This window comes from Pseudoalteromonas sp. MMG013 (assembly GCF_018100885.1).
Lineage (GTDB): Bacteria > Pseudomonadota > Gammaproteobacteria > Enterobacterales > Alteromonadaceae > Pseudoalteromonas > Pseudoalteromonas aurantia.
On record NZ_JAGJEE010000043.1, the window covers coordinates 17,639 to 41,702 of the forward strand.

Consider the following 24,064-nt stretch of genomic DNA (forward strand, 5'->3'; position numbering starts at 1 on the left):
TAAGAGTCATTATTATGAATGCAGTACTGAAAATTTTCTTTTTCATAATTATTTCTACTTCCAATTCCATTCGTGCACAAGAAGATATTGGTGGTTTTTTATTAGATCAAAGCATTAGCCGATCTGGATACGAGTTTTATTATCAATTAAGCATGTTGTGGCAAGATATCCCCAATACATCAGGTGCAAGTGTTGTTATAAAAGAAACTTTAATTCCTCGTGCTGGGACAGTTTTAAAAGTTGAGCTCAATAACAAAATTGTTTATCAAACATTTATGGGGAGACGACTCAAACCGATTGATGAACAAGTCGAGCAGGCAGCCATTACGCTGGTCAACCTCATCGCATCAAACAACTTCAGTGAATTTAACCAAGACATGGCAAGCAGTGGTCTTTAATATGAAAAAAATACTCATTACTACCCTATTCATCTCACCACACTTACTGGCAAGTGAATTGGTCTATACACCAATAAACCCGAGCTTTGGCGGCAGCCCTCTCAATGCCAGCATGCTCATGAATAAGGCACAATCTCAGAATAAGCATAAAGCTCATACAACAGAAAAGACGTATGCGGAACGATTACAAGAGTCATTAGAGCGTTCATACATCAATAAAATCGTTCGAGAGCTCACTGACCTCGCATTTGGTGAAAACCCAGCTGATAATGTATTCGGACAAGACTCAACTTTTATAAGTGGTGACTACGAAATTAAGATGATCACCAGCAACTCTGACAGTATCACTGTACAGATCACTAATTTAATTGATGGTGAAGTTGTGACCATCGAAGTACCTAGGTTTAACCCATGATAAAGTACACAATAAAAATAATAATGATGACTATACTATTAGGGTACACTGTAGCCTGTTCAAACATATCGCAAGTGCTTCCCCCAGATATTAAAATAGCCCAAACATTAGAACAAACAGATACGTTCTCCGAATTGCAAACGCTACCAAAACCGATGGGGAGTATCCCTGTATCGGTCTATTCATTTCGAGATCAAACAGGTCAATATAAGCCAATTGCTAATGTAAGCTCATTTTCGACGGCTGTAACACAAGGTGCTTCAGCTATATTAGTACAAGCACTCAATGAAACAGATTGGTTTATACCTGTTGAGCGAGAAGGTTTACAAAATATCCTAACAGAGCGAAAAATAATACGAGCTGCGCAAGACAGCAATACAGGCACAAAGAATAAACTTCCTCCATTGAAAACAGCAAAAATACTGATTGAAGGTGGTATTATTAGTTACGATTCCAACACAAAAACCGGCGGTCTAGGGGCCGAATATTTTGGTATAAGTACTTCTGAATTATACCGAGAAGATGTTATTTCTATCTATATGCGTGCTGTTGACGTAAGAACTGGGGTTGTTCTCACATCAGTTGCAACAACCAAAACGGTGTTGAGCCATGAGGTTAGAGCTGGATTTTTCCGTTTCGTTAGTTATAAGCGCTTAGCCGAAGCTGAAGCCGGCTACACAAATAACGAACCTATGCATATTTGTGTAAAGCAGGCGATTGAAAAAGCGCTGGTAAACTTAATACAAAGTGGTATTAAAAAAGGAATTTGGTCACCTAAAAAACTCAGTTAGTATGGTAACGAGTTAACGCATCGGGGAAAAACTGTCTGGCCCAATTAAGTAACTCGATGCGATTACGCGATTTTGTCTTCTTAAAAGCACTGTATAAGTGTGTTTTTACCGTATGATCACTAATATGCAATTTGTTGGCTATTTCCTTATTCTGAGCCCCTTCTGCAATCAGCTTAATAATTGTTTTCTCACGCTTAGTTAAGTTATATTGCGTTTCATCAATCTCTGCAGCAGGTGTTATATTTTTTGTTTGTAAATGTTCCGATAACAACTCAGAGAATGTGCTACTAATTATGCTTCGACGAAACCACAACTCACCATCGATAATAGAACGGATACTTTTTAGCTGTACATCAGGCGTATCAGTATCATAAATCACACCTTTAATACCCGCCAGCAATGCGCTCCTTTCAGACACAGCGGTCTCTTTTACATTTACTAATACAATAGAGTTTCGTTTTGCAAGTGCACTTATATTTGCAGGGATATACTCATTCCATTTAACCCCAACCATATCAATAAACACGACATCATGAATATTGTCATCTGAGACTTGCTCGATAGCCATATCAAGATTCAATGAAAAAACACACTCAACTTCCAGCATGAGTAAAATACTTCGTAAATAATATAAATTACTCTGCTCTTTTACCGTTTGCTGTGCCGTAACAATTGTAGCCAAACGCGCAGCTTTTCCCATGTGATTACCTTTTCATTTTCCACAAGCACCCGATGAACTTGTTTCTGTTCCGATTAGAATTAAACTACACAAAAAAAACATATATGTAAATATTATGTTTTATTACAAAATAGTTTATCAAATGCAATAATCAATACCAAAACAAAAATTAAAGCCATTTAAAACAAAACAATACAACACAAAAACACCATTAATAGCGCTCATTAAAAAGCAAAAAAAAGCAAAAAAACTTATATTGACAGCAAACATTTCATCGATTTATTTTAACAAAACCATTCACTCTTCCGTACAAAAAGGTACATCTACTCTTGTTATCATTCAGTTTCTTCTCTTGATACTGACTTTTGCTAAAAATAAATCATAATTTTTCTAAAGTATTCACTTTATAGGTCGATAGCTTGTTTGAATAATCACTAATTATAAAAGGCATAAATTTAATGGGTATTGAGTTCGCGGTGCTCACACTAAATATGATAGTGCTGGTCATTGCCTATGGATTACTGAACCCAAGCTTTGCTGGTAATTGTTTACGTAAGATATTGATGCAAGATGTAATGGCACTCAGTGTATCGCTGCTTGTAATTGGAACAAGCTTCATGAACACAACTCTTAACTTCACCTTACTCGCATTTAATGTAAACTGGTTTTGGTTCACCTTACTGACGTTTATCATATTACAAGTACCTATGTTCATTTGGTACGCTAAACGATGGCAAGTTATGTTTTCCCGATAGTTACAATCATGAAAAAGGCGCCTAACGGCGCCTTGGCTTTTCTTTAATTTACATTACTTTTGGACAATCTAACCATCTGACACAACTGCACGCCCTATGGTTGGAAATTCTTTATATTTCAGTGTGGTGCCACAAAGAGTCAACAATTTCACTAAAAGTGTTTGCCTGCTTTGCTTGATTTAATGGTCGTTTGATCATTTTTGACAAATTGATTAAGTCAAAATATCCACAAAGCTGACCATTCTCTTCATCGATTACTAATAAATATTCATGACCTGCACTTTCCATCGTCTTTAAAATATCACCAATTTGTAACTGAGTGACAATATGGCTTGATATGCTATGTAATTGTGGCAAAGTGATCATGACTTGAGATACTGTAAGCTCGTGACGTTTGAGTCTTAACTTAGTTGCTATTTTTAATATGTGACGACTGGATAAACGCGCTCTTGAAATCATACCTTGTATTAAGCTTTGCTGATCAATAACAAAACTCGTACGTATATGCGTTTTATCTAAAATGAGCGCAGCCTCATTTAAATTAATACTTCCTTCGATCACTTGCGCTGGTATTACGTTGAAGCAATGCATAGCCTGGAATGCAGGACTGTCTAATGACAGCTGAGCATCATTATGTAATAACCAATCAACTTGGTCATATTTAGATAAACTTTGAGTGTTAATTGAAGTATAAACTGACATACTACCGCCTATTAATAATTTAAGCTGACAACAAAAATGAATTATGTTTTTTGCTTAAATTGTAGGCGGTGCTCGTATTATATAAATCGTATGCTTATCAAAACTCTGTGTTACTAAGCACGACTTATCACACTCAGGATATTGAACATGGTTGGGTTGTAAAAGTTCTGAAGCAGTGAATTCATCTGGTTCAATCTCGCTCTGATTAGATTCGTCAAAAATAATAAGCTGTTGCTGATAACTTAATTCAGTGGACGCATAGCCAAGCGGTGCGTTTGCTATTAAACATAACAATACACACAACACAGATATAATAAACCACCTAGGAAACTGCACGTTTATAAAGCTCCAAGCTCAAATATAAATGACTTTCAACCTTGTAGAATAGTGTATGGTCATCACCCGTGATAAACAAGTCACTACCATCAATAAATCTCACCTTGATGACGTAGCAGAATATGGAAAAAAAATAAAAACATTAATTTCATAATGTTAAAACAAAACCTACAGCCCTAAACTCCGATTTCTGCAACAGTTTGTTACTTAATTAGGCATACTTCATACATTGACTAAGATATACTGGGCGAAAAATATATCTCTTAAATTTTCATTGAGGTGTCAAGTGCAGTTAGCCCAAGGTATGGAATACTTTTTTTCCGGCTTTTCTTTAATTACGCAAAAAGGTCTAAAGCGCTTTGTTTTTATTCCTCTGCTAATTAATATTTTACTCTTTGGTAGTTCATTATTTTTCTTATACGATTGGCTCGTCGACGGGTTTAATTATCTAAACACTCTATTGCCGAATTGGTTAACCTGGCTAGAGTGGCTCATGTGGCCTATTGCAATATTAGTCATATTGTTCAGCTACTCCATGATATTTACTGTTATTACTAATTTTATTGCGGCCCCCTTTAACGGCTTATTGAGTGAAAAGGTTGAATTACATTTGACTGGACAGCCAGTCAATGATGACAACCTAGCGGATACATTTAAAGATGTTCCACGAATGTTTGCGCGCGAGTGGACCAAACTTTGTTACTATATACCACGTGCCCTCGGCTTTTTTATTCTCCTGTGGATTCTGCCTATTTTTGGCCAGATTTTATGGATATTATTTACCTGTTGGATGTACAACGTACAATACAACGATTACCCTTTCGATAATCACAAAATCCATTTTAAACAAATGAAAGCTGACTTAAAAAGTAAACAGGGTCTTTCATACGGGTTTGGTTTTGCCGTTTTTATTTTAACTTCTATTCCATTTATCAACTTAATTGTCATGCCTGTCGCTGTGTGTGGGGCAACACGATTATGGGTTGATAATTATCGAGTTGATTATCGTTAACACCCCCTTGAACTGGCATCGGTATGATGTCAGTTCAATTGTCATCTATCCCTCATCAACTTGTCACTTTAAACCTATAATTTATTTGCATAAATTATCAAAGAGTGACAACAATGCCTATTAGAATGATATTCGCAGTATCTACTATCGTACTCGCGGGTTGTGCCAGTGATAACGATATTATTAGCACTGAGAAAGTGACTGTAAGTACTCCGCACATCGAAAATAATAATAAACCCACAGCGGTGATAAATAATGTCCAAGTTGGAGCCCGGCCACAATTTTTAGTAAACCAGCTTTCTAGCGGAGTACTAAAAAGTAAGCTTGATGCATGTAGTAATGGACCATTTTATAAAACCGATTTTTCTATCGGCCACCGTGGTGCGCCTTTGCAATTTCCTGAACATACTAAAGAGTCTTACATCGCCGCGGCCAAAATGGGAGCTGGTATTTTAGAATGTGACGTTACATTTACCAAAGATAAGGCCCTGGTGTGTCGTCACTCTCAATGTGATTTGCATACGACGACCAATATTCTTACTATCCCTGAACTTGCTGAAAAGTGCACTCAACCGTTTACACCCGCAGATCCAACCACTCAGAGTCTTGCTTCTGCAATGTGCTGTACGTCAGATATCACTCTGTCTGAGTTCAAACAACTTTCAGCTAAAATGGATAGTGCAAATAGCCAAGCAACAACGATCAATGACTACCTCAATGGCACTGCAAATTGGCGTACTGATTTATACGCAACTCAAGGGACCCTATTAACCCACAGAGAAAGTATTGAATTATTTAAGTCTTTAAATGTGAAAATGACACCTGAACTTAAGTCAGCAAGTGTTGCAATGCCATTCAATGGCATGACACAAAAAATGTATGCCCAAAAAATGTTAGATGAGTATCATGCTGCTGATGTACCCGCCAGCCGAGTCTTTCCGCAATCATTCAATTTAGAAGATGTAAAATACTGGCTAGAGCATGAACCTGAATTTGCACAGCAAGCTGTATTTTTAGATGACCGCTATAATAGCGCTGGCTTCAACCCACTTAATGCACAAACCTGGCAACCAAGCATGACACAGCTTGTTGATGAAGGGGTAAAAATCATCGCTCCACCATTATGGGTGCTCGTAACACTGGATAATAATAACCAAATTGTTCCTTCTGATTACGCTATCGCTGCTAAGCAAGCCGGATTAAAAATAATCACATGGACATTAGAGCGTTCGGCGTCGCTTGAACATGGCGGTGGTTGGTACTATCAATCTATCAAAGATGCGATAAACAGCGATGATGATGCGCTGATACTACTTGATGTGCTCGCGCAGCAAGTGGGGGTAATTGGCGTATTCAGTGATTGGCCAGCAACGACAACTTACTACGCAAGTTGTATGGGTATAAAACAAAGCCAGTAAACGTGTGTATGTCAGAACATAACAGTATCGCTGTCGCCGTTATGTTCTGAGTGAGTTCATCACCAAACTTATTTGGATAGCTTCTTTACTTGAATATGAACGGTTATTTCTTCTCTATCATGATACAAGTGCTTTGCTTGTAAACGATAATCAACGCCGTACTCAGCCAGCTCTTCATGAATAAGCGTTAAGCATTCATACACAGTGTCAAAACGCTTTTTCATGGGTAATTTAAGGTTAAATATCAACTCTTTTGCATACCCATTGACTATCCAATCTAACATCAAGTTAGCGACTTTAAGCGGTTTTTCTATCATATCGCATACTAACCAAGTCACATTTTTCTTTTCCGGCAAGTATTTGAAACCATCAACTGTGTAATGCTTAACTTGGCCAGACTCCATTAATGCATCATTCATTGGTCCATTATCAATTGCGGTAACAAACATGCCTCTACGTACTAATTGGTACGTCCACCCACCAGGACAAGCCCCTAAATCAACCGCCCGCATTCCAGGCTCAACTCGCCCTTCGTTCTCACTTTTGCCAATAAACACATTAAATGCCTCATCTAGCTTTAATGTTGATCGGCTTGGTGCATCACTTGGCATACGCAAACGTGGTATCCCCATAAAAAATGGCGAGTTATTCGAGCTAAATGAATAACCTACATACGCAGTATCATTGCTTAAAAACAATACATGTAACACTGGCTTTGTTGGTTTGTGATCACGTGTTAGTTTATTTTGCTTTTCTAAACTCTTGGCTAATGGTGTTGAGAATTTCTTGCAGAATTTGGAAAGTTCTTTACCACTATTTGTGTCTGGAGTTTCAACTCGTAAATCACCACAAAGCGGAAAGTCGCCCACAACGGCTTTAATCTCACTAACACGGTCTTCAACTGGCATATTATTCAGCAACACACCGGCAAACCATTGACGAGCAAAGACTAAACTTTTGAAGTCTACTTTTTTTACAAGTAGCTCTGCTTGTTGGGGGTCAAAACATTCAAAAATAACATAACCTGTATTCGGCTTCGCTTTTACATATCCGGCGACAGCTTGCAATGCGGCATGATGGTTAATTTCTGCAGCGGCATCACTTTCAAACCCACTGCGGCAATAAATAACGACACTTGACATTTGTGCTCTCTTTTAAAATGAATGTTTCGCGATTTTATAAATCAATACAGACCAACCAGCCAGAAAACACAACCCACCTATCGGAGTTATTGGCCCTAGCCATTTCAGGCCTGTTATTGATAGTAAGTATAAACTTCCACTGAATAATACTATACCTACCATAAAGAACCAACCTGCTGCAGACACACTCACCCCCCACCGAAGCAGCATCGCAACCGCAACCAGTGCCAAACCATGCGTCATTTGATACTCTGCCGCTGTTTTAAAAACGCCAATTGAGTATTCGCTCACATAGTGTTTCAAGCCATGCGCTGCAAATGCACCCAATGCGACCGACAGCAGACTGAAAATACAACCAGCCAGCAAATATAATTTAATCATGGATCACTCCTTTAATAAAATCGGCAGTCTCTTTAGCCGCTTTCAATAAATGAGACTCTTCACTGAATCCACTTTTTTTACGAGGCTTTAAAGAATGATCGCCATCTGCAAACCAGCATAATTGAATAGGCTCCACAAGTCCCATCGCTTGTACTTCTTCATGCGTACCAAATGTGTCTCTCTCCCCCTGCAAAATTAGAAACGGGCATTCTATTTGCGTAAAATGCTCAGTCCTTAATTTTTCAGGCTTTCCAGGTGGGTGAAATGGGTAACCCATCGCTATTACACCTCGCACAGGTTGTGCTGTTTGTACTGCCAACATGGATGCCATACGCCCGCCCATTGACTTACCACCAAGGAACAAAGGTATACCCGGCGTTATATGCGTCAGAACCTTTTCATAGTAGGCTAGTAGCTTAGGTGCCCTGTCAGGTGGTCGACGCTTTTCCAATTGTTTTGCCAATTGCATATATTCAAAGTTAAATAGCCCAACCTGAATATGATGTGCGCACAAGTGCTTGGCCATCGTTTGCATAAACTCGGAATCTGAGCCCGCACCCGCTCCGTGTGCAAAAACAAACTGCGCTATTGCTGGTTGCTGCGATTTAAACCACTCAATCATCGTTATATTTGTTCCTGCTCAACCATACTCAACATCCAGTCTTTAAATGATACAATTTTCCCAAGCTCCGCTTGGGATTCTCTGAGCACTAAATAGTACGCATTCTTACTTTCAAGGCTATGGCTAAAAGGAATAATTAGCCGTCCAGCATCTAAATCAGGCTTAGCCAGCACACTGTTGCCCAGCGCCACACCTTGCCCATGTATGGCTGCTTGCAATACCATAGATGAATGACTAAATATCGGGCCTTGATTTACTTGAACATTACGGACACCCGCCGTTTTCATCCACGCCTTCCAAGCCCGTCGAGTCATATCGTGCAATAACGTATGATGCTCTAAATCACTCGCTTGATCTAAAGGTTTTGGACCACTTAACAACAACGGACTACACAAAGGCACTAAATATTCAGTATGCAACTTATGAGTTTGCACACCACTCCAATGACCTCGGCCATAGTATATTGCGACATCTACATCATCAGTTAATGAATTTTCATCATGATCTTGGGCCTTAATCCGTACATCTATTTCAGGGTGCAATTCATTAAATTGACTTAATCTAGGTACTAACCATTGAATAGCGAAACTTGGTGTTAAACTCACTGTAATCGAGCCTTTAGCCCCTCGCGCAAGCAGTTTTTCTGTTGAGTCTATAAGCTGAGAAAATATTTCCTTAATATCCAGAAAATAACCTTGACCTTCTTCTGTTAATAACAAGGAGCGGTTTTTTCTTAAAAATAACTTTAAACCCAAGTGCTCTTCTAATATTTTAATTTGATGGCTTACAGCGGCCTGCGTAACAAATAACTCTTCTGCTGCTTTAGTGAAACTCAAGTGTCTTGCCGCAGCTTCAAAGGCCTTAAGAGCATTTAGTGGGGGAAGTCGTCTCGACATGAATGCGATGCCTTCGTTAAAAAGCAGCCCATAGAGCTGCCATGATTATTATTATAAATCAGCTGCGCTTGTGTCTAAAGCAGGGAAGCTTTTCACCAACTCATCAACTGCTTTCATCTGCTTCAAATACCCTTCAAGTTTTGCTAATGGTAATGCACATGGTCCATCACACTTTGCCTCATTTGGGTTTGGGTGTGCTTCAATAAACAATCCAGCTAAACCCAAAGCCATGCCACTGCGAGCAAGCTCTGCGGCTTGAGTTCTGCGACCATCAGCTGAATCTTCACGCCCACCTGGGCGCTGTAATGCATGAGTTGCATCAAAAATAACAGGCGCCATATGCTTCATGTCATCCATACCTAGCATATCGACAACTAAGTTATTGTAACCAAAGCTACTGCCACGCTCACACAAAATAACTTTATCGTTGCCTGCTTCATTTAGCTTGGTAATGATATGACGCATTTCACGGGGTGCTAAGAATTGCGGCTTTTTCACATTAATAACCGCGTCAGTTTTAGCCATAGCCACAACCAAATCAGTTTGACGTGCTAAAAACGCTGGTAATTGGATAATATCGACAACTTCTGCCACAGGTGCAGCCTGATGAGGTTCATGAACATCTGTGATTAGAGGTACATTGAAAGTTCGCTTAACTTCTTCAAATATTTTAAGCCCTTCGTCCATTCCAGGCCCTCGATATGAGTTAATTGAAGAACGATTCGCTTTATCAAAAGACGCCTTAAACACATAAGGAATATTTAACTTCGTTGTCACTTCAGCATAGTGTTCTGCGATGGTCATCGCTAAGTCGCGAGACTCTAGCACATTCATACCACCAAACAATACAAACGGTTTGTCATTCGCCACTTCAACATTGGCGACCTTAATTAATTGCGTATTCATACTCTTTCCAACTTAACTGCCTATTATGCGTAATAATTGCCCGCACAACCAAGCCATATAGGTACCTAGTGCATAGCCAAGTACCGCTAATAAAACTCCAACTGGTGCCAAGGCTGGGTGAAAAGCCGACGCAACAACTGGCGCAGATGCAGCCCCACCTATATTCGCTTTACTTCCCACCGCCACATAAAAAATAGGTGCTTTAATAATCTTAGCGACAAGAAACAATAAACCGATGTGTACAGCCATCCAGATCAAACCAATCACGACATATTTTGGCGCTTCAACAATTTTAGTAATATCCATATGTAAACCGATGGTCGCAACCAAGATATACAAAAAGCTGGAGCCAATTTTAGATGCCCCCACAGCTTCATAATTGCGTGCCTTCGTAAACGATAATGCTAAACCTATTGTGGTCACTAAAACAATAACCCAAAACAATTTACTATGTAGAGAAAACTTTTTAAGTTCTGGGTAGTGCTCCACAAAAAATGGGACCAATAAATCGGCTGCAAAATGCGCCAATCCAGTGGCACCAAACGCAAATGCAATAAGTAGCATCAAATCTTTTAATTCAGGCTTTCGTGCATGCTCTTGCTCAAACTTTTGAACTTTATCGATAAGCCTATCAATTGATGAAGTATCCGCACCTGAACGCGCATCAATTTCTTTATGTCGCCCAGCAATATAAAGTAATGCCGCCATCCACAAATTTGCTACCACAATGTCAACCGTGACCATGATAGTAAATATCTCTCCACCAGCCCCATAAATTTCTTTCATGGCGACCATATTCGCACCACCACCGATCCAGCTCCCTGCAAGCGCTGCCATTCCTCTCCATACAGCTTCAGGACCAGCCCCTCCCAATAACTCAGGCATCGCAGCGGACGTAATTAATAGTGCAATAGGCCCACCGATTACTACGCCAACCGTACCGGTCAAAAACATAATAACGGCTTTTTTTCCAAGTTCGGATACCGCTTTAAGATCGATACTGAGGGTGAGCAAAACAAGACAGGCGGGTAATAGAAAGTACTTAGCAACACTATAAACATCATTATTGTTGCCATCAACGATACCAAACGTATTTAGTAATGAGGGTAAAAAATAGCACATCAATAAAGCGGGAACATACTTATAAAATTTGGCCCACATACCCGCTTTTAGGTTTGATGTGTAGAAAACGAATCCTAATATTATTGAGATCAAACCCAAAATAACGGCATTATTTGTGACTAAAGCGCTGCTTTCCTGCATTGTACCCTCTCACGTTTTTATTTTTATTTAATGCAATACATGACTATGATCTGCGAGTTCAGATATTTGATGCTCAATAATATCAATTGTTGGATCATCTGGACATTCATCAACAAAATACTGTAAGTCTTCTTTGGCCATCTTAGGGCAGTTAATTTGGTTCAGTAAGTATCCTCGATCTCTTCGTTCGTAAGGATCATCCCCTAGCATGCCCATGAGTAGCTCTACACAACTTAATGCGTGACCAAACTTATCCGCTGCAATAAACGCCCATTTTTGCTGCGCTAAATACAATTTAAAAGCTTCATCACCAGTGACTATTTCCAGTGGTTCGTCCTGCTTTTCCTGCTCATTTTCAGGTACTATATACCAAGTTTGTTGACCACTACAGGGTTCAACAATATATCCTTCATCATAGCTAAAGCCGACGTGAACCATTACCTCACCTTGTTCCATCGCTAAATTTGCAGCTAATCCAGCGCGCTCTAAAAGGTGGCAAAGCACAATAGACAAAGCTGTTGGTGAACCGCTACGCATTTTTAATACATAACACACACTATTCAGCTGATGCTCTGGTGCATTTTGTTCACTACCACAAAAAAGCCACTGTGTATAAAAAGCATCGAGTATTGCACTCAAGCGTTGATGTAAGTCAGGCACTTTATGACTGATTTGATCAACCTGCAACTCTAATTCAGCTAATTGGCAATAGCTATGTTCCAGTACAGCTTGCGCATCCCAATGCGATTCAGCACCAATACAGCGTAATAGTGTTTGTTGCGATATATAATCTTGTGCTCTTTCGCGCTCTTCAAACCAAGTATCAGTCATAACTACCGAGTGTTCTCATTATTTTTTTTAATCGAACGGCTAGTTTACCACTTTTTAGAAAAGACCCAAGCATGGAAATTACCGCCAGTACAGTACACGTCATAGTAAGGGGTTGATTGTTGTTATTTGTGGAAATATAAGAGTATGCATAAACAATATACGATCATTTATGCATCAAAGGGTTACAATATAAAGCTTGATTTTGAACCGGCTAAATAGCCAACAGCAAGTAATGCGCAAACCGCGATGAATAAAGTACTCACTTGAACGCGTTTAGTTTTAGCCTTTGCACTTACAATACCCACAGCTATATATACCACAACTAAAATAATTTTTTCCATTAACCAAGGCTGGTTGACCGGATTTAAACTAGCAAATACAGCTAATACGACCGCAGATACGAGCAATAATGTATCTATACTATGGCTCGCAATAAACACGCCTTTATGTGCCGCGAGTTTACCGGTTCTCAATCGTGAAAACGCACGCGTAAAAAATAATAAGATACTTAAAACAGCAAACATAACGTGTGTATGCTTTAGGGCAATATATTCCATAATTTCTCGTTGTTATATGTGTTTAATCAGGAAAGCGTACTAAAATCGCTTCTAGATCTTCGATGATTTCATTAAATGCATCAACCAATTTCGGGTCAAAATGTAGCCCTTTTTGTTTATTTATTTCTTCAACAACCTGCTCTGCCTCCCAGGGCGCTTTATAACAACGTTTATGTCGTAATGCATCATAAACGTCTGCGAGTGCAACAATACGACCAAATACGTGTATGTCTTCCCCTTTCTTTCCTAAAGGATATCCAGTGCCATCCCATTTTTCGTGATGATCTCTGGCAATAATTGCGCCTGTATTTACTATCTCACGACGAGAATCTTTTAAGATCTGAAAACCTTTATCCGTATGGGTTTGCATAACCTTCCATTCATCATCACCCAGTTTGGCTGGTTTATTTAAGATTGCATCCGGTATACCCACTTTACCAACGTCATGTAAAGGAGAGGCCATTCTCACCAACTCCGCTTCTCGGCTGCTTAATCCATACGCTTGTGCTAACGCATAACAAATATATGCCACGCGCTTGACATGATTACCCGTTTCTGTAGAGCGCAACTCTAGAGCTTCACTGAGTCGATAAACAAGTTCTTGTTGTGTATCTTCTATTTCAGCCTGCAACTGCACATTCTCATAAGCCAACTGTACATTTTGCGTAAAGATTTTGATTAAGTGTTTTTGTGTATCTGTTAAAAACTCAGGGATCCCTGAGATAAATAACATAGAGCTATGGTTATACTCACTTGAGCAATAAGCAAAGAGATAATTATCTTTATAAATAATACCTTTTTGCTGCAATGCCTCATTACACGCCGCTAACTGCTCTGGTTTAAGTACTTCAGAAATTGGCTTACCTTCAGACTCTTCAAATTCCCCACGACCGGTAAAAACAATCAGTTGATCATTTTTTTGATAAGGTTCGTTACTTGCAACCAATGATGTGGCATAAATAGCCTCGTCAACGGTTCCCAACAAAGATGTAAGCTGTTGCATTACCCCTTTGATGAAATGCTCTATTGAATGTGTTGCAAAAATATCCCTCGACGCACAAATAATTTTTTCTAACCCTTGTCGAGATTGATCTATTGCTAAAATATCGCGGTATGAACGTAAGCTCGACATCACCACTGTAAATAGTTTTTGCGCGGTTAATTCAGTTTTTGATTTATAATCATTGATATCATAATTTACAATAACTTGCCGCTCAGGTGCCTGCCCTGGTTGGCCTGTTCTTAATATAATTCGAATGTGATTATTTTTTGCTGTTTCGCGAATATACTTCGCCACCTGCAACCCTGCATCATCCGTTTCCATGACAACGTCGAGTAAAACAATGGCTGCATCTGGATGATCAATTATCACTTTGCGCGCTTCTTCACCAGAATACGCGCTGAGAAATTCTAACCGCTTTTTCTGAAATTCAAAGTCACTCAATGCCAATTTAGTAACTGCATGTACTTCAGGTTCATCATCAACAATTATGACTTTCCAAGTGCCACTGGCTTCTTGTTCAACCACTTCATTTGGCTCATCTGAAAACAAAAAATCATCCATTGCTTGCATCCTTTAAACGCACTGCTGTTATAGGGGTAAAGTCTTACTTAGGCCTAGTCGCTAAAGTAACACGATCACAGCCTGACATATCTTTTATAGTAAGTATATTGGTATACGCCATTTGTGCAAAATACTGCTGCAATTTAATAGCTTGCTGGTAACCATGTTCAATTAATAAAACGCCACCTGGCTTTAAATGATCGCGGCCTTTATCAATGATATTTTTTATATCAGACATTCCTTCATCTAACGCAACCAGTGCGGATAAAGGCTCAAAACGTACATCACCTTGCGTTAGGTGTATATCATCTGCTTCTATGTAAGGTGGGTTACTAACAATTAAATCGAAGTGCTGTCCAGCGACAGACTGATACCAATCGCTTTGCATAATAGTAACATTTTCAATTGCTAATTTGCGTTTATTGCTTTGCGCTAATGCAACAGCATCATTAGAAAAATCAACCGCGGTGATCTGCCAAGCTGGCATCTCCGAAGCCAACGCTAGCGCTATTGCGCCCGTACCAGTACCTAAATCAAGCACTTGTGCATCTTCAGCGAATGTGAGGCTTAATACATACTCCACTAAAGTTTCGGTATCTGGCCGAGGGATCAAAGTACTGCTGTTCACGTTTAATGGTAAGCTCCAAAACTCCCTCTCACCAATAATATGTGCAACTGGTTCCCCTTTTACTCGTCGCGCCACCGATTTTTTAAACTCATTGTATTGCACATCTACCAATTGTGCGTCAGGCCATGCAAATAAATAACTTCGTGGTTTTGCAAGTATATGGAGTAGCAATACTTCGGCATCGAGCTTAGCGGTATCTGATAAATCAGCAAATTCCGAGGTGGCCCAAGCTATCGCTTGGGCTACGGTATAGCAACTCACAGTTATTCATCACCCATTGCTGCAAGCAGATCAGCTTGATGTTCTAGCAATAGAGGATCAACGATGGCACCTAATTCTCCGGCTACTATTTCATTCAAACGATACAGTGTCAGGTTAATTCGATGATCGGTAATACGGCCCTGAGGATAATTATACGTTCTTATTCGCTCAGAACGGTCTCCGCTTCCAACTAAATTACGGCGCTCTGACGCTTCAGCTGCTTGACGTTTTTCATCTTCAGCTTGTTGTAAACGCGCTCCTAAGACTGACATAGCTTTAGCACGGTTTTTATGCTGAGAACGCTCATCTTGACATTCAACAACAACACCGGTTGGAAGGTGGGTGATCCGTATTGCAGAATCAGTTTTATTAACATGCTGACCACCAGCACCAGAGGCACGGAATGTGTCCACTTTTAGGTCCGCACTATTTATTTGAATCGCTTCCGCTTCTGGCACCTCAGCCATAACTGCAACAGTACATGCAGATGTATGAACGCGACCTTGAGATTCAGTTTCTGGAACACGCTGTACACGATGCGCCCCTGATTCAAACTTTAATTTACCATAAACGCCATCGCCACTAATATTGGCAATCACTTCACGGTACCCGCCGTGTTCACCTTCATTAACACTGATTATTTCTATTTTCCACTTTTGCGTTTCAGCATAACGACTGTACATACGGAATAGATCTCCCGCAAAAATAGCCGCTTCATCGCCCCCTGTACCAGCACGCACTTCCAAAAACACGTTGTTATTATCTTTAGGATCTTTTGGCAACATTAACACTTGTAGATCATCTTCAAGCTGAATAATAGATGCTTTCGCCTCTTTATATTCTTCTTGCGCCATTTCTCGCATATCTGGATCCGAATCTTTTAACATCTCTTCAGCTGTTGACACATCTTCCTGTGCTTGCTGATACGAACCAAATGTTTTAACAACATCTTCTAACTCAGAATATTCTTTTGACAATGCTCGAAAACGATTTTGATCACTAATAATACTGGGATCACTCAACATCGCTTGTACTTCTTCATAGCGCTCAGTTAAGGTCTCTAGCTTACGATATACAGACTCTTTCATTAACTTATTATTCCTGCTCAATTCCTAATGTTTGTTTCAGTTGTGCCAACTGCTCTATATCACCCAGCTTAGCCGCCTCTTGAATTGCGCGTGTTGGCGCATGCGTTAAGCGATTGGTAAGCTTATTGGCCAATTCCAGCAAGACTTTTTCTGATGACTTACCTGATTGTAACTGATTGAGTGCTTTATCAACCAGTTCATTTTTTACCTCTTGCGCATTTTTGCGATATTCACGAATTACATCAACTGACTGCAAAGAACGCTGCCATTGAATAAATTCCAGCGTTTTATCTTCTATTATTTTTTGTGCTTGACGTGCAGCTTGCTCTCTACTTGCCATGTTTTCACTGACAATGGTTTGCAAGTCATCCACTGAATACAAATATGCGGCATCCAATTCCCCTACCTGACTCTCAATATCTCTTGGCACAGCAATATCAATGAGTAGCATGGGTTTGTGACGTCGTTGCTTTAAAGCTTGCTCCACAACCCCCTTACCTATAATAGGTAAAGTACTCGCTGTTGAGCTAATAACGATATCTGACTTATGTAGCTCGTCTGGCAACTGGGCCAACGAAATCACATTTCCTTCAATGTCTTCAGCCAACCCCTGCGCGCGTTCAATGGTTCTATTTGCCACCGTTATTGACTTGGGATGATGTTGGTACAAATGTTTTGCAACCAATTCAATGGTCTCACCCGCGCCAATCAAAAGCACTCGCGTTTTATCTAGTTTGCCGTATATATGTTTCGCCAAATTCACCGCGGCATAAGCAACGGATACTGCACTGGCCCCTATTTCAGTCTCTGTTCTTACTTGTTTAGCGACTGAAAAGGTTTTTTGAAACAGCCGTTCGAAAGTTGGGCGAATGCCATTATGATGCTTAGCAGTATTATAAGCTTGTTTAATTTGCCCCAAGATCTGTGGTTCACCTAACACCAAAGAATCCAGTCCACAAGCAACTCGCATTAAATGATTAATGGCATCATTATTATGGTGAATATAAATATTATCACTCAGTTGAGCTTCATTAATATTATGAAAGGATGCCAACCAGCTGAGAAGCGCTTGGGAATTTTCACTCTCAAGGCTACAATAGAGCTCGGTGCGATTACAGGTCGAGACAATGACAGACTCTTTAAATTGCGCACTTTGCGCAAGTTGCGTGAGTGCATCTGATAGTTGCTCAGGCGAAAACGCGACTTTTTCGCGTAATTCAACCGATGCGGTTTTGTGATTTATACCAAGTGCGATGATGGTCATAGATGCCAGTATTGCCCGAGCCCTGCTTCAAAGCGGGCTATTTTACCAAAATTCAATCGAATATGGAAAGTAAGGAACTTCATTTGACACAATTTCATTTGATTTTGCTCATGTTTTTTTTATTTATCAGCGGATGTGCGCAAAAAATATCACCAATTAACACAGAAAACACCCTGCATTCAAACTTATTTGAGGAACATTCAGTATGGCAAGTTCAAGGAAAGCTGGCTTTTATTAGCCCAAAAGAACGCCAATCCGCCAATTTTAACTGGCAATTCAACAACGCTAAACAACATCTCATTCTCACCAGCTTTATTGGTACTCGCTTGCTTGAACTCATAGAACATCAAAACCATAGTGAACTCATTTATGATGGAAAAACATACCTAGACGACAATAGCAGCGCTTTAATAAAACGCCTAAGCGGTTTTACATTACCAATGAGCCAAGCCCCTCTTTGGCTCTCGGCGACCGTTGAGAGTGATGCAAATGAATACGATACTCAACAACGGCTAGTATCGACCACTTGGGTCGATCCACAAGGTCAAGTGTGGCACGCACAATATCAAAAATATAGTTTACATCGTCAAATGTGGCTGCCTTCACGGATGATATTGACACATAAAAATCTCAGCATAAAAATTCAGTTAAACAGATGGCAATTTTAATATGACACCCGTTTCAATTATCGCTCCAGCAAAACTTAACCTCTTTTTACACATAAACCATCAGCGTGCTGATGGTTATCACGAGCTGGAAACCTTATTTACATTTTTAGACTTTGGTGATGAATTAACTTTCACATTAATAAGTGAAAAAGAGATCATACTTTGTGGTGATATCAGCGACATTCCACAACAGGATAATTTAATCTATAAAGCGGCTTTAGCGTTACAACCTTACAAAAATACCCCTTTAGGAATTAATATTAAATTAATTAAAAAATTACCTATGGGTGGTGGTGTAGGTGGTGGCTCTTCCGATGCAGCAACCACTTTATTAACTTTAAACCACCTCTGGCAGTGTGACTTAAGCATTGCGGAATTAGCAAAAATAGGACTCAATTTAGGCGCTGATGTGCCGGTATTCATTCATGGTAAAACCGCGATAGCACAAGGGATTGGTGAAGAATTAACAAGCATAAACTTACCAAAAAAATGGTATTGTGTCGTTTTCCCAAATGTACATATTAGTACCGCTGAAATATTTACTCATCCTGAATTACCGCGCAATACTCCTAAGCTATCTGAGGATTGGAAACTGGCCGATACAAGCAACGATTGTGAAGCTTTAGTCAAAAAGCTCAATTGTGAGGTTGAAAAGACCCTGCTCTGGTTGCTAAAATACGGCCCGTCCAGAATGACGGGAACAGGGGCGTGCTGCTTTGTTGAACTTGATTCACAAATAGCCGCACAGCGTGTGCTCAATTCATTACCGTCATGCTGGCATGGGTTTGTAGCCCCGAACACCACGATTTCTCCTGCTCATACGCAGTTAGAAAACTGGTTAAAATAGTAGAAGTATATTGTTTAAGTTAGCCTGTTTTGACTCTGTCATTGCATGTTAGTCCAAAAATTCAGTGCCTGAGGAACCCTACCGTGCCTGACATGAAGCTCTTCGCTGGTAACGCAACACCTGAGTTAGCTCAAAAAGTTGCAAAACGTTTATTCATTGAATTAGGTGATGCTGTAGTTGGTCGTTTTAGCGACGGCGAAATCAGTGTTCAAATCAATGAAAACGTACGCGGATCGGATGTTTTCATTATCCAGTCAACTTGTGCCCCTACTAACGATAACCTTATGGAACTTATCGTTATGGTCGATGCTTTGCGTCGTGCCTCTGCAGGTCGTATTACAGCTGTAATCCCTTACTTTGGGTATGCCCGTCAAGACCGTCGTGTACGTTCAGCCCGTGTACCAATTACTGCTAAGGTCGTTGCAGACTTCCTATCAAGTGTTGGTGTAGACCGTGTATTAACGGCTGATCTTCACGCAGAACAAATCCAAGGATTCTTTGACGTACCTGTCGATAACGTTTTCGGTAGCCCTGTTTTACTCGATGACATGAAAGAACGTGAGTTCGATGATGTTGTAGTTGTATCACCTGATATCGGTGGTGTTGTTCGTGCTCGAGCAATCGCCAAGTTATTAAACGACACTGACCTTGCAATCATTGATAAACGTCGTCCACAAGCGAACGTATCACAAGTTATGCACATTATTGGTGACGTTGCTGGCCGTGATTGTATTATCGTCGACGACATGATTGATACTGGCGGTACTTTATGTAAAGCCGCAGAAGCATTAAAAGAGCACGGCGCCAAGCGTGTATTTGCTTATGCGACACACCCGGTATTATCTGGTGCGGCAGCTGAAAATTTACGTAACTCAGTCATCGATGAAGTTATCGTGACAGATTCAATTCCTCTGTCTGAAGAATTACGTAGTCTAGATAACATTAAAGTACTTACTCTCGCAGATATGTTGGCTGAAACTATTCGCCGTATCAGCAACGAAGAGTCTATCTCTGCAATGTTCCAACACTGATATTTATTATGTGTGACACATTCTAAGAGAATAAAAAGCACCCAAAGGGTGCTTTTTTTGTATCTATAGTTTTATTTACGCGATGCCAATGGTATAGTAGCGCGCCTTTTTTAGGTTGTGAGGTACTTGGTCGCGAGTACCTTAAAATATTAATCAAATTATTTTTGGAGACATCATGTCTAACGAATTATACACATTGAATGCCGAAGTACGTGCTGACCTAGGTACGGGTGCGAGCCGCCGCCTACGTCACGCAGACAAAGTTCCAGCGATCCTTTACGGTGCAGATAAAGAAGCGCTAGCGCTTACTCTTGAGCACAACAAAGTGATCAAAGCACAAGAAGATGAAGGTTTCTACAGCCACATCCTTACGCTAAACATCGCTGGTGAGTCTGTTGAAGCAATTCTTAAAGACATTCAACGTCACCCATTTAAGCCTAAAGTAATGCACATGGATTTCCAACGTGTAGATGCTTCTCACAAAATCCACACTAAAGTACCTGTACACTTCCTAAACGAAGATGCGGCAACTAAAGGTGGAAACACAGTAGCACACCAAGTAACTGAAATTGAAATCACATGTCTTCCAGCTGCACTACCTGAGTTCATCGAAATCGATGTAGCTGCACTAGAAGTTGGTGTTACTCTTCACCTTTCAGACGTTACTCTTCCAGCTGGCGTTACTTCAGTTGAGCTTGCTAAAGGTGCAGGTCACGACCAAGCGGTTGTTACTCTAAACGCGCCTAAAGGCGCTGCTTCTGAAGAAGAAGCTGAAGAAGCTGCAGAATAATTTTAAGGTGTCAGCACCTTGAATAATATTCAAATGCTTGTGGGTCTGGCTAATCCAGGCCCCGAATATCAAAACACACGTCACAATGCTGGTGCATGGTTCATAGAAGAGCTAGCCAGACGCTATAATTGCCAACTAAAACCTGATGCCAAATACCACGGTCTAACAGGTAAAGTACTCATCAATAACCAAGAATTTAAACTACTAGTCCCGACTACTTTCATGAACTTAAGTGGTAAATCAGTGAGCAGCTTAGCAAATTTCTTTAAAATTCCTGTTGAGAATATTCTCGTTGCACATGATGAAATGGATTTAGACCCTGGTGTTGCTAAATTAAAAAAAGGCGGCGGACATGGGGGGCATAATGGTTTAAAAGACATTATCGCCAAAATGGCGAACAATAAAGACTTTATGCGACTTCGTATCGGTATTGGTCACCCTGGACACCGAGATAAAGTGACAGGCTGGGTATTAGGAAAAGCCCCTCAAGTAGACCAAGAAGTTATTGATGCAGCGGTTGATGAAGCTGTACGTTGTATGGAAATATTAGCGAAAGATGGTGTGCTAAAAGCACAAAACAGACTACATTCATTTAAGCCGTAAATAACGCATCGTTATTACGGTTTTTTGAGTAACATAAAGGTTCAAAACTATGGGTTTTAAATGTGGCATCGTCGGTTTACCTAATGTAGGTAAATCAACTTTATTTAATGCATTAACCAAAGCCGGCATTGAAGCCGCTAACTTTCCATTTTGTACAATCGAGCCAAACACTGGTGTAGTACCAGTGCCTGACGCTCGTTTAGACCAACTTGCTGAAATTGTTAATCCACAGCGTATTATCCCAACTTCAATGGAGTTTGTAGATATTGCTGGGTTGGTTAAAGGCGCATCAAAAGGTGAAGGCTTAGGTAACCAGTTCTTAGCTAATATTCGTGAAACAGATGCAATAGGACACGTTGTCCGCTGTTTTGAAGATGAAAATATCGTTCATGTCTCAGGTACTATCGATCCAGCAGATGATATTGACGTTATCAATACCGAGCTAGTACTTGCTGATATGGATGCCGCAGATCGCGCAGCCCAGCGTAATGCAAAAAAAGCCAAGGGTGGCGATAAAGACGCAAAATATCAAAATGATGTTTTGGTCAAAGTAAAAGCGCACCTTGATGAAGGTTTAACGTTGCGCTCATTAGAGCTAACCAAAGAAGAAAAAGATGCAATAAAAAGCATTAACTTCCTAACGATTAAACCAACCATGTATATTGCCAATGTGACTGAAGATGGTTTTGAAAATAACCCATTCTTAGATAAGGTCCGTGAAATAGCAGCAGCAGAAGACGCGGTCGTTATTCCGGTATGTGCGGCAATTGAGTCTGAGCTTTCTGAACTAGAAGAAGATGACAAACGTGAATTTATGGAAGATCTTGGCCTAGAAGAACCAGGACTTAACCTTGTGATCCGCGGTGGCTATGAACTTCTTAAGTTGCAAACTTACTTTACTGCAGGTGTAAAAGAAGTACGTGCTTGGACCATTCCTGTTGGGGCTACTGCACCACAAGCCGCTGGTAAAATTCATACTGACTTTGAGCGAGGCTTTATCCGTGCTCAAACCATCGCATTCAATGACTACATTGAGTTTCGCGGTGAAAGTGGCTCGAAAGACGCAGGTAAAATGCGTCAAGAAGGTAAAGATTACATCGTTAAAGATGGTGATGTCTTAAACTTCTTATTCAATGTTTAATTAAGCATTGAATCTTAATATAAAGGGCCAATTATGGCCCTTTTTGCTTTTTAATCGTATTACTGCAAAAAATATCTTCTGCGATAACACACCTTACCAACTAGGTTAAATTAATCGTCAGGTAGCACTATCAACCAACACCTCAGTAACCCGACAAAACTTCATCATGGCGTTACTGTTTCAATAGACATTATGTTTTCACGTAGATAATACCTAGTTTAGAGCGCTTGAGTGATCAATAACACAATACAACTGCAGAACGCATAAAGAAACTCGAAAGAAAAGCGTGTAAAGGCAAGCAACGCTCACACTAAGCTGATCAGCAGCTTGATGGCTTTGTGCACATTATTTTACCAATACACGGATATTGATGACTTCCCTAGTAAAACTAGTCATCAGAGTATTTTTCGCCAAATATAGATATACACACGCTATTTGTATAAAATCTCTCCTGTGACTTGTGTTTATTGGGCTAATTCGTTTATTTAATCTGCAAACAAACCTCTGGCAGCGATTTTTTGCAAAAAAGGTGTTGACGACTTTAGGCCATATCAGCATAATACGCCCCGCACCAGCAACGGTGAGATATAAAAAAGACATGGCTATGTAGCTCAGCTGGTTAGAGCACATCACTCATAATGATGGGGTCCCCTGTTCAAATCAGGGCATAGCCACCACTCTTTTTACTACCAAAATCTCATTATAAATTGCTGACGCTTTATGCGGGGGTGGCGGAATTGGTAGACGCGCTGGATTTAGGTTCCAGTATCTTAGGGTGTGAGAGTTCAAGTCTCTCCCTCCGCACCAACTTCTCGATAAGAAGTAAACTTATCAACTAAGTAATTGTTGGAATATCGCCAAGCGGTAAGGCAGCAGGTTTTGATCCTGCCATTCCCAGGTTCAAATCCTGGTATTCCAGCCAATGGCTATGTAGCTCAGCTGGTTAGAGCACATCACTCATAATGATGGGGTCCCCTGTTCAAATCAGGGCATAGCCACCATTTACTTACCCTCTGTGCGGGGGTGGCGGAATTGGTAGACGCGCTGGATTTAGGTTCCAGTATCTTAGGTTCCA

The 24,064-nt window shown here is 40.3% G+C and carries 27 protein-coding genes and 4 tRNA genes; 16 read left to right on the plus strand and 15 right to left on the minus strand.

The features are described 5' to 3' along the window. The first annotated feature begins 14 nt into the window (after positions 1–14). Genes J8L98_RS22770 through J8L98_RS22780 form a run of 3 tightly spaced genes read left to right on the plus strand, consistent with a single transcriptional unit; the run spans position 15 to position 1,604 of the window. On the plus strand, positions 15–398 hold the full coding sequence (locus J8L98_RS22770; RefSeq protein ID WP_192508187.1) for a CsgE family curli-type amyloid fiber assembly protein: 384 nt from the start codon (positions 15–17) through the stop codon (positions 396–398). 1 nt (position 399) lies between these two features. Beyond that, positions 400–813, plus strand: coding sequence for a curli assembly protein CsgF (locus J8L98_RS22775; RefSeq protein WP_210998349.1), 414 nt, complete (start codon positions 400–402; stop codon positions 811–813). Beyond that, complete coding sequence (locus J8L98_RS22780) at positions 810–1,604, plus strand: CsgG/HfaB family protein (RefSeq protein ID WP_210998350.1); 795 nt, start codon at positions 810–812, stop codon at positions 1,602–1,604. Before J8L98_RS22775 ends, J8L98_RS22780 begins: the two co-directional genes overlap by 4 nt. Here J8L98_RS22780 and J8L98_RS22785 read toward each other — a convergent pair. Beyond that, positions 1,597–2,304: a response regulator transcription factor gene (locus tag J8L98_RS22785; RefSeq protein ID WP_210998351.1), complete on the minus strand. Its 708-nt coding sequence runs from the start codon at positions 2,302–2,304 to the stop codon at positions 1,597–1,599. The two genes, J8L98_RS22780 and J8L98_RS22785, sit on opposite strands and share 8 nt — an antisense overlap. 437 nt (positions 2,305–2,741) lie before the next feature. On the opposite strand from J8L98_RS22785, the gene J8L98_RS22790 reads away from it, so the two are divergent. Continuing rightward, positions 2,742–3,038, plus strand: a complete 297-nt coding sequence (locus J8L98_RS22790) for a hypothetical protein (protein ID WP_210998352.1) — start codon at positions 2,742–2,744, stop codon at positions 3,036–3,038. A gap of 111 nt (positions 3,039–3,149) precedes the next feature. On the opposite strand, the gene J8L98_RS22795 is transcribed toward J8L98_RS22790, so the two are convergent. Both J8L98_RS22795 and J8L98_RS22800 read right to left on the minus strand, forming a co-directional pair. Further along, complete coding sequence (locus J8L98_RS22795; RefSeq protein ID WP_210998353.1) at positions 3,150–3,740, minus strand: hypothetical protein; 591 nt, start codon at positions 3,738–3,740, stop codon at positions 3,150–3,152. 54 nt (positions 3,741–3,794) lie between these two features. After that, positions 3,795–4,076 (minus strand): hypothetical protein, encoded by a 282-nt coding sequence (locus J8L98_RS22800; protein WP_210998354.1) that lies wholly within the window; start codon positions 4,074–4,076, stop codon positions 3,795–3,797. A gap of 286 nt (positions 4,077–4,362) precedes the next feature. Here J8L98_RS22800 and cysZ point away from each other — a divergent pair, with 286 nt between their 5' ends. Together cysZ and J8L98_RS22810 are read left to right on the plus strand one after the other, a co-directional pair. Continuing rightward, the gene (cysZ, locus tag J8L98_RS22805) at positions 4,363–5,088 is read left to right on the plus strand and encodes a sulfate transporter CysZ (RefSeq protein WP_210998355.1); all 726 of its coding nucleotides are present in this window, start codon (positions 4,363–4,365) and stop codon (positions 5,086–5,088) included. Between the two features lie 113 nt (positions 5,089–5,201). Further along, complete coding sequence (locus J8L98_RS22810) at positions 5,202–6,506, plus strand: glycerophosphodiester phosphodiesterase family protein (protein ID WP_210998356.1); 1,305 nt, start codon at positions 5,202–5,204, stop codon at positions 6,504–6,506. 68 nt (positions 6,507–6,574) lie between these two features. On the opposite strand, the gene rlmM is transcribed toward J8L98_RS22810, so the two are convergent. From rlmM to hemA, 12 genes are all read right to left on the minus strand, one after another. Next, entirely contained in the window at positions 6,575–7,648 is a 1,074-nt protein-coding gene (gene rlmM, locus J8L98_RS22815; protein ID WP_210998357.1) for a 23S rRNA (cytidine(2498)-2'-O)-methyltransferase RlmM, read from the minus strand. 12 nt (positions 7,649–7,660) lie between these two features. Then, complete coding sequence (locus J8L98_RS22820; RefSeq protein WP_210998358.1) at positions 7,661–8,029, minus strand: DUF423 domain-containing protein; 369 nt, start codon at positions 8,027–8,029, stop codon at positions 7,661–7,663. Further along, positions 8,022–8,651 (minus strand): alpha/beta family hydrolase, encoded by a 630-nt coding sequence (locus tag J8L98_RS22825; protein WP_210998359.1) that lies wholly within the window; start codon positions 8,649–8,651, stop codon positions 8,022–8,024. The genes J8L98_RS22820 and J8L98_RS22825 overlap by 8 nt, the downstream gene beginning before the upstream one ends. 2 nt (positions 8,652–8,653) lie before the next feature. Continuing rightward, a complete protein-coding gene (locus tag J8L98_RS22830) occupies positions 8,654–9,547 on the minus strand; it encodes a transcriptional regulator GcvA (protein WP_210998360.1) in 894 nt (297 codons plus the stop codon). Positions 9,548–9,598: 51 nt separating this feature from the next. After that, a complete protein-coding gene (kdsA, locus tag J8L98_RS22835) occupies positions 9,599–10,453 on the minus strand; it encodes a 3-deoxy-8-phosphooctulonate synthase (protein WP_210998361.1) in 855 nt (284 codons plus the stop codon). Positions 10,454–10,465: 12 nt separating this feature from the next. Beyond that, positions 10,466–11,716, minus strand: coding sequence for a DUF819 family protein (locus J8L98_RS22840; protein WP_210998362.1), 1,251 nt, complete (start codon positions 11,714–11,716; stop codon positions 10,466–10,468). A gap of 27 nt (positions 11,717–11,743) precedes the next feature. Next, a complete protein-coding gene (locus tag J8L98_RS22845) occupies positions 11,744–12,547 on the minus strand; it encodes a tetratricopeptide repeat protein (protein ID WP_210998363.1) in 804 nt (267 codons plus the stop codon). Between the two features lie 182 nt (positions 12,548–12,729). Then, complete coding sequence (locus J8L98_RS22850) at positions 12,730–13,104, minus strand: SirB2 family protein (RefSeq protein WP_210998364.1); 375 nt, start codon at positions 13,102–13,104, stop codon at positions 12,730–12,732. Between the two features lie 22 nt (positions 13,105–13,126). Continuing rightward, positions 13,127–14,668 carry a DUF3369 domain-containing protein gene (locus J8L98_RS22855; RefSeq protein ID WP_210998365.1) on the minus strand — a complete coding sequence of 514 codons (1,542 nt, stop codon included), beginning with the start codon at positions 14,666–14,668 and terminating at the stop codon, positions 13,127–13,129. A gap of 43 nt (positions 14,669–14,711) precedes the next feature. Then, positions 14,712–15,557 carry a peptide chain release factor N(5)-glutamine methyltransferase gene (prmC, locus tag J8L98_RS22860; protein ID WP_210998366.1) on the minus strand — a complete coding sequence of 282 codons (846 nt, stop codon included), beginning with the start codon at positions 15,555–15,557 and terminating at the stop codon, positions 14,712–14,714. 2 nt (positions 15,558–15,559) lie between these two features. Continuing rightward, positions 15,560–16,645, minus strand: a complete 1,086-nt coding sequence (gene prfA, locus J8L98_RS22865) for a peptide chain release factor 1 (protein ID WP_210998367.1) — start codon at positions 16,643–16,645, stop codon at positions 15,560–15,562. Positions 16,646–16,652: 7 nt separating this feature from the next. Further along, entirely contained in the window at positions 16,653–17,909 is a 1,257-nt protein-coding gene (gene hemA, locus J8L98_RS22870) for a glutamyl-tRNA reductase (RefSeq protein WP_210998368.1), read from the minus strand. Between the two features lie 83 nt (positions 17,910–17,992). Between hemA and lolB the strand changes: the two genes are divergently transcribed. The 10 genes from lolB (at position 17,993) to J8L98_RS22920 (ending at position 23,990) form a co-directional block, all read left to right on the plus strand. Further along, a complete protein-coding gene (gene lolB, locus J8L98_RS22875; RefSeq protein WP_247682670.1) occupies positions 17,993–18,577 on the plus strand; it encodes a lipoprotein insertase outer membrane protein LolB in 585 nt (194 codons plus the stop codon). A 1-nt stretch (position 18,578) separates the two neighbouring features. Then, the gene (ispE, locus tag J8L98_RS22880; RefSeq protein ID WP_210998369.1) at positions 18,579–19,424 is read left to right on the plus strand and encodes a 4-(cytidine 5'-diphospho)-2-C-methyl-D-erythritol kinase; all 846 of its coding nucleotides are present in this window, start codon (positions 18,579–18,581) and stop codon (positions 19,422–19,424) included. A gap of 83 nt (positions 19,425–19,507) precedes the next feature. Further along, the gene (locus J8L98_RS22885) at positions 19,508–20,455 is read left to right on the plus strand and encodes a ribose-phosphate pyrophosphokinase (protein WP_192508208.1); all 948 of its coding nucleotides are present in this window, start codon (positions 19,508–19,510) and stop codon (positions 20,453–20,455) included. A gap of 175 nt (positions 20,456–20,630) precedes the next feature. Continuing rightward, the gene (locus J8L98_RS22890; RefSeq protein ID WP_210998370.1) at positions 20,631–21,245 is read left to right on the plus strand and encodes a 50S ribosomal protein L25/general stress protein Ctc; all 615 of its coding nucleotides are present in this window, start codon (positions 20,631–20,633) and stop codon (positions 21,243–21,245) included. Between the two features lie 18 nt (positions 21,246–21,263). Then, positions 21,264–21,848 (plus strand): aminoacyl-tRNA hydrolase, encoded by a 585-nt coding sequence (pth, locus tag J8L98_RS22895; protein ID WP_210998371.1) that lies wholly within the window; start codon positions 21,264–21,266, stop codon positions 21,846–21,848. Between the two features lie 49 nt (positions 21,849–21,897). After that, positions 21,898–22,989, plus strand: a complete 1,092-nt coding sequence (gene ychF, locus J8L98_RS22900) for a redox-regulated ATPase YchF (RefSeq protein WP_119859670.1) — start codon at positions 21,898–21,900, stop codon at positions 22,987–22,989. Between the two features lie 600 nt (positions 22,990–23,589). Then, a tRNA-Met gene (locus J8L98_RS22905) sits at positions 23,590–23,666 on the plus strand. Positions 23,667–23,711: 45 nt separating this feature from the next. After that, positions 23,712–23,796, plus strand: a tRNA-Leu gene (locus J8L98_RS22910). Positions 23,797–23,836: 40 nt separating this feature from the next. Further along, positions 23,837–23,911, plus strand: a tRNA-Gln gene (locus J8L98_RS22915). Positions 23,912–23,913: 2 nt separating this feature from the next. Continuing rightward, positions 23,914–23,990 (plus strand) — tRNA-Met (locus J8L98_RS22920). Positions 23,991–24,064: the final 74 nt, after the last annotated feature.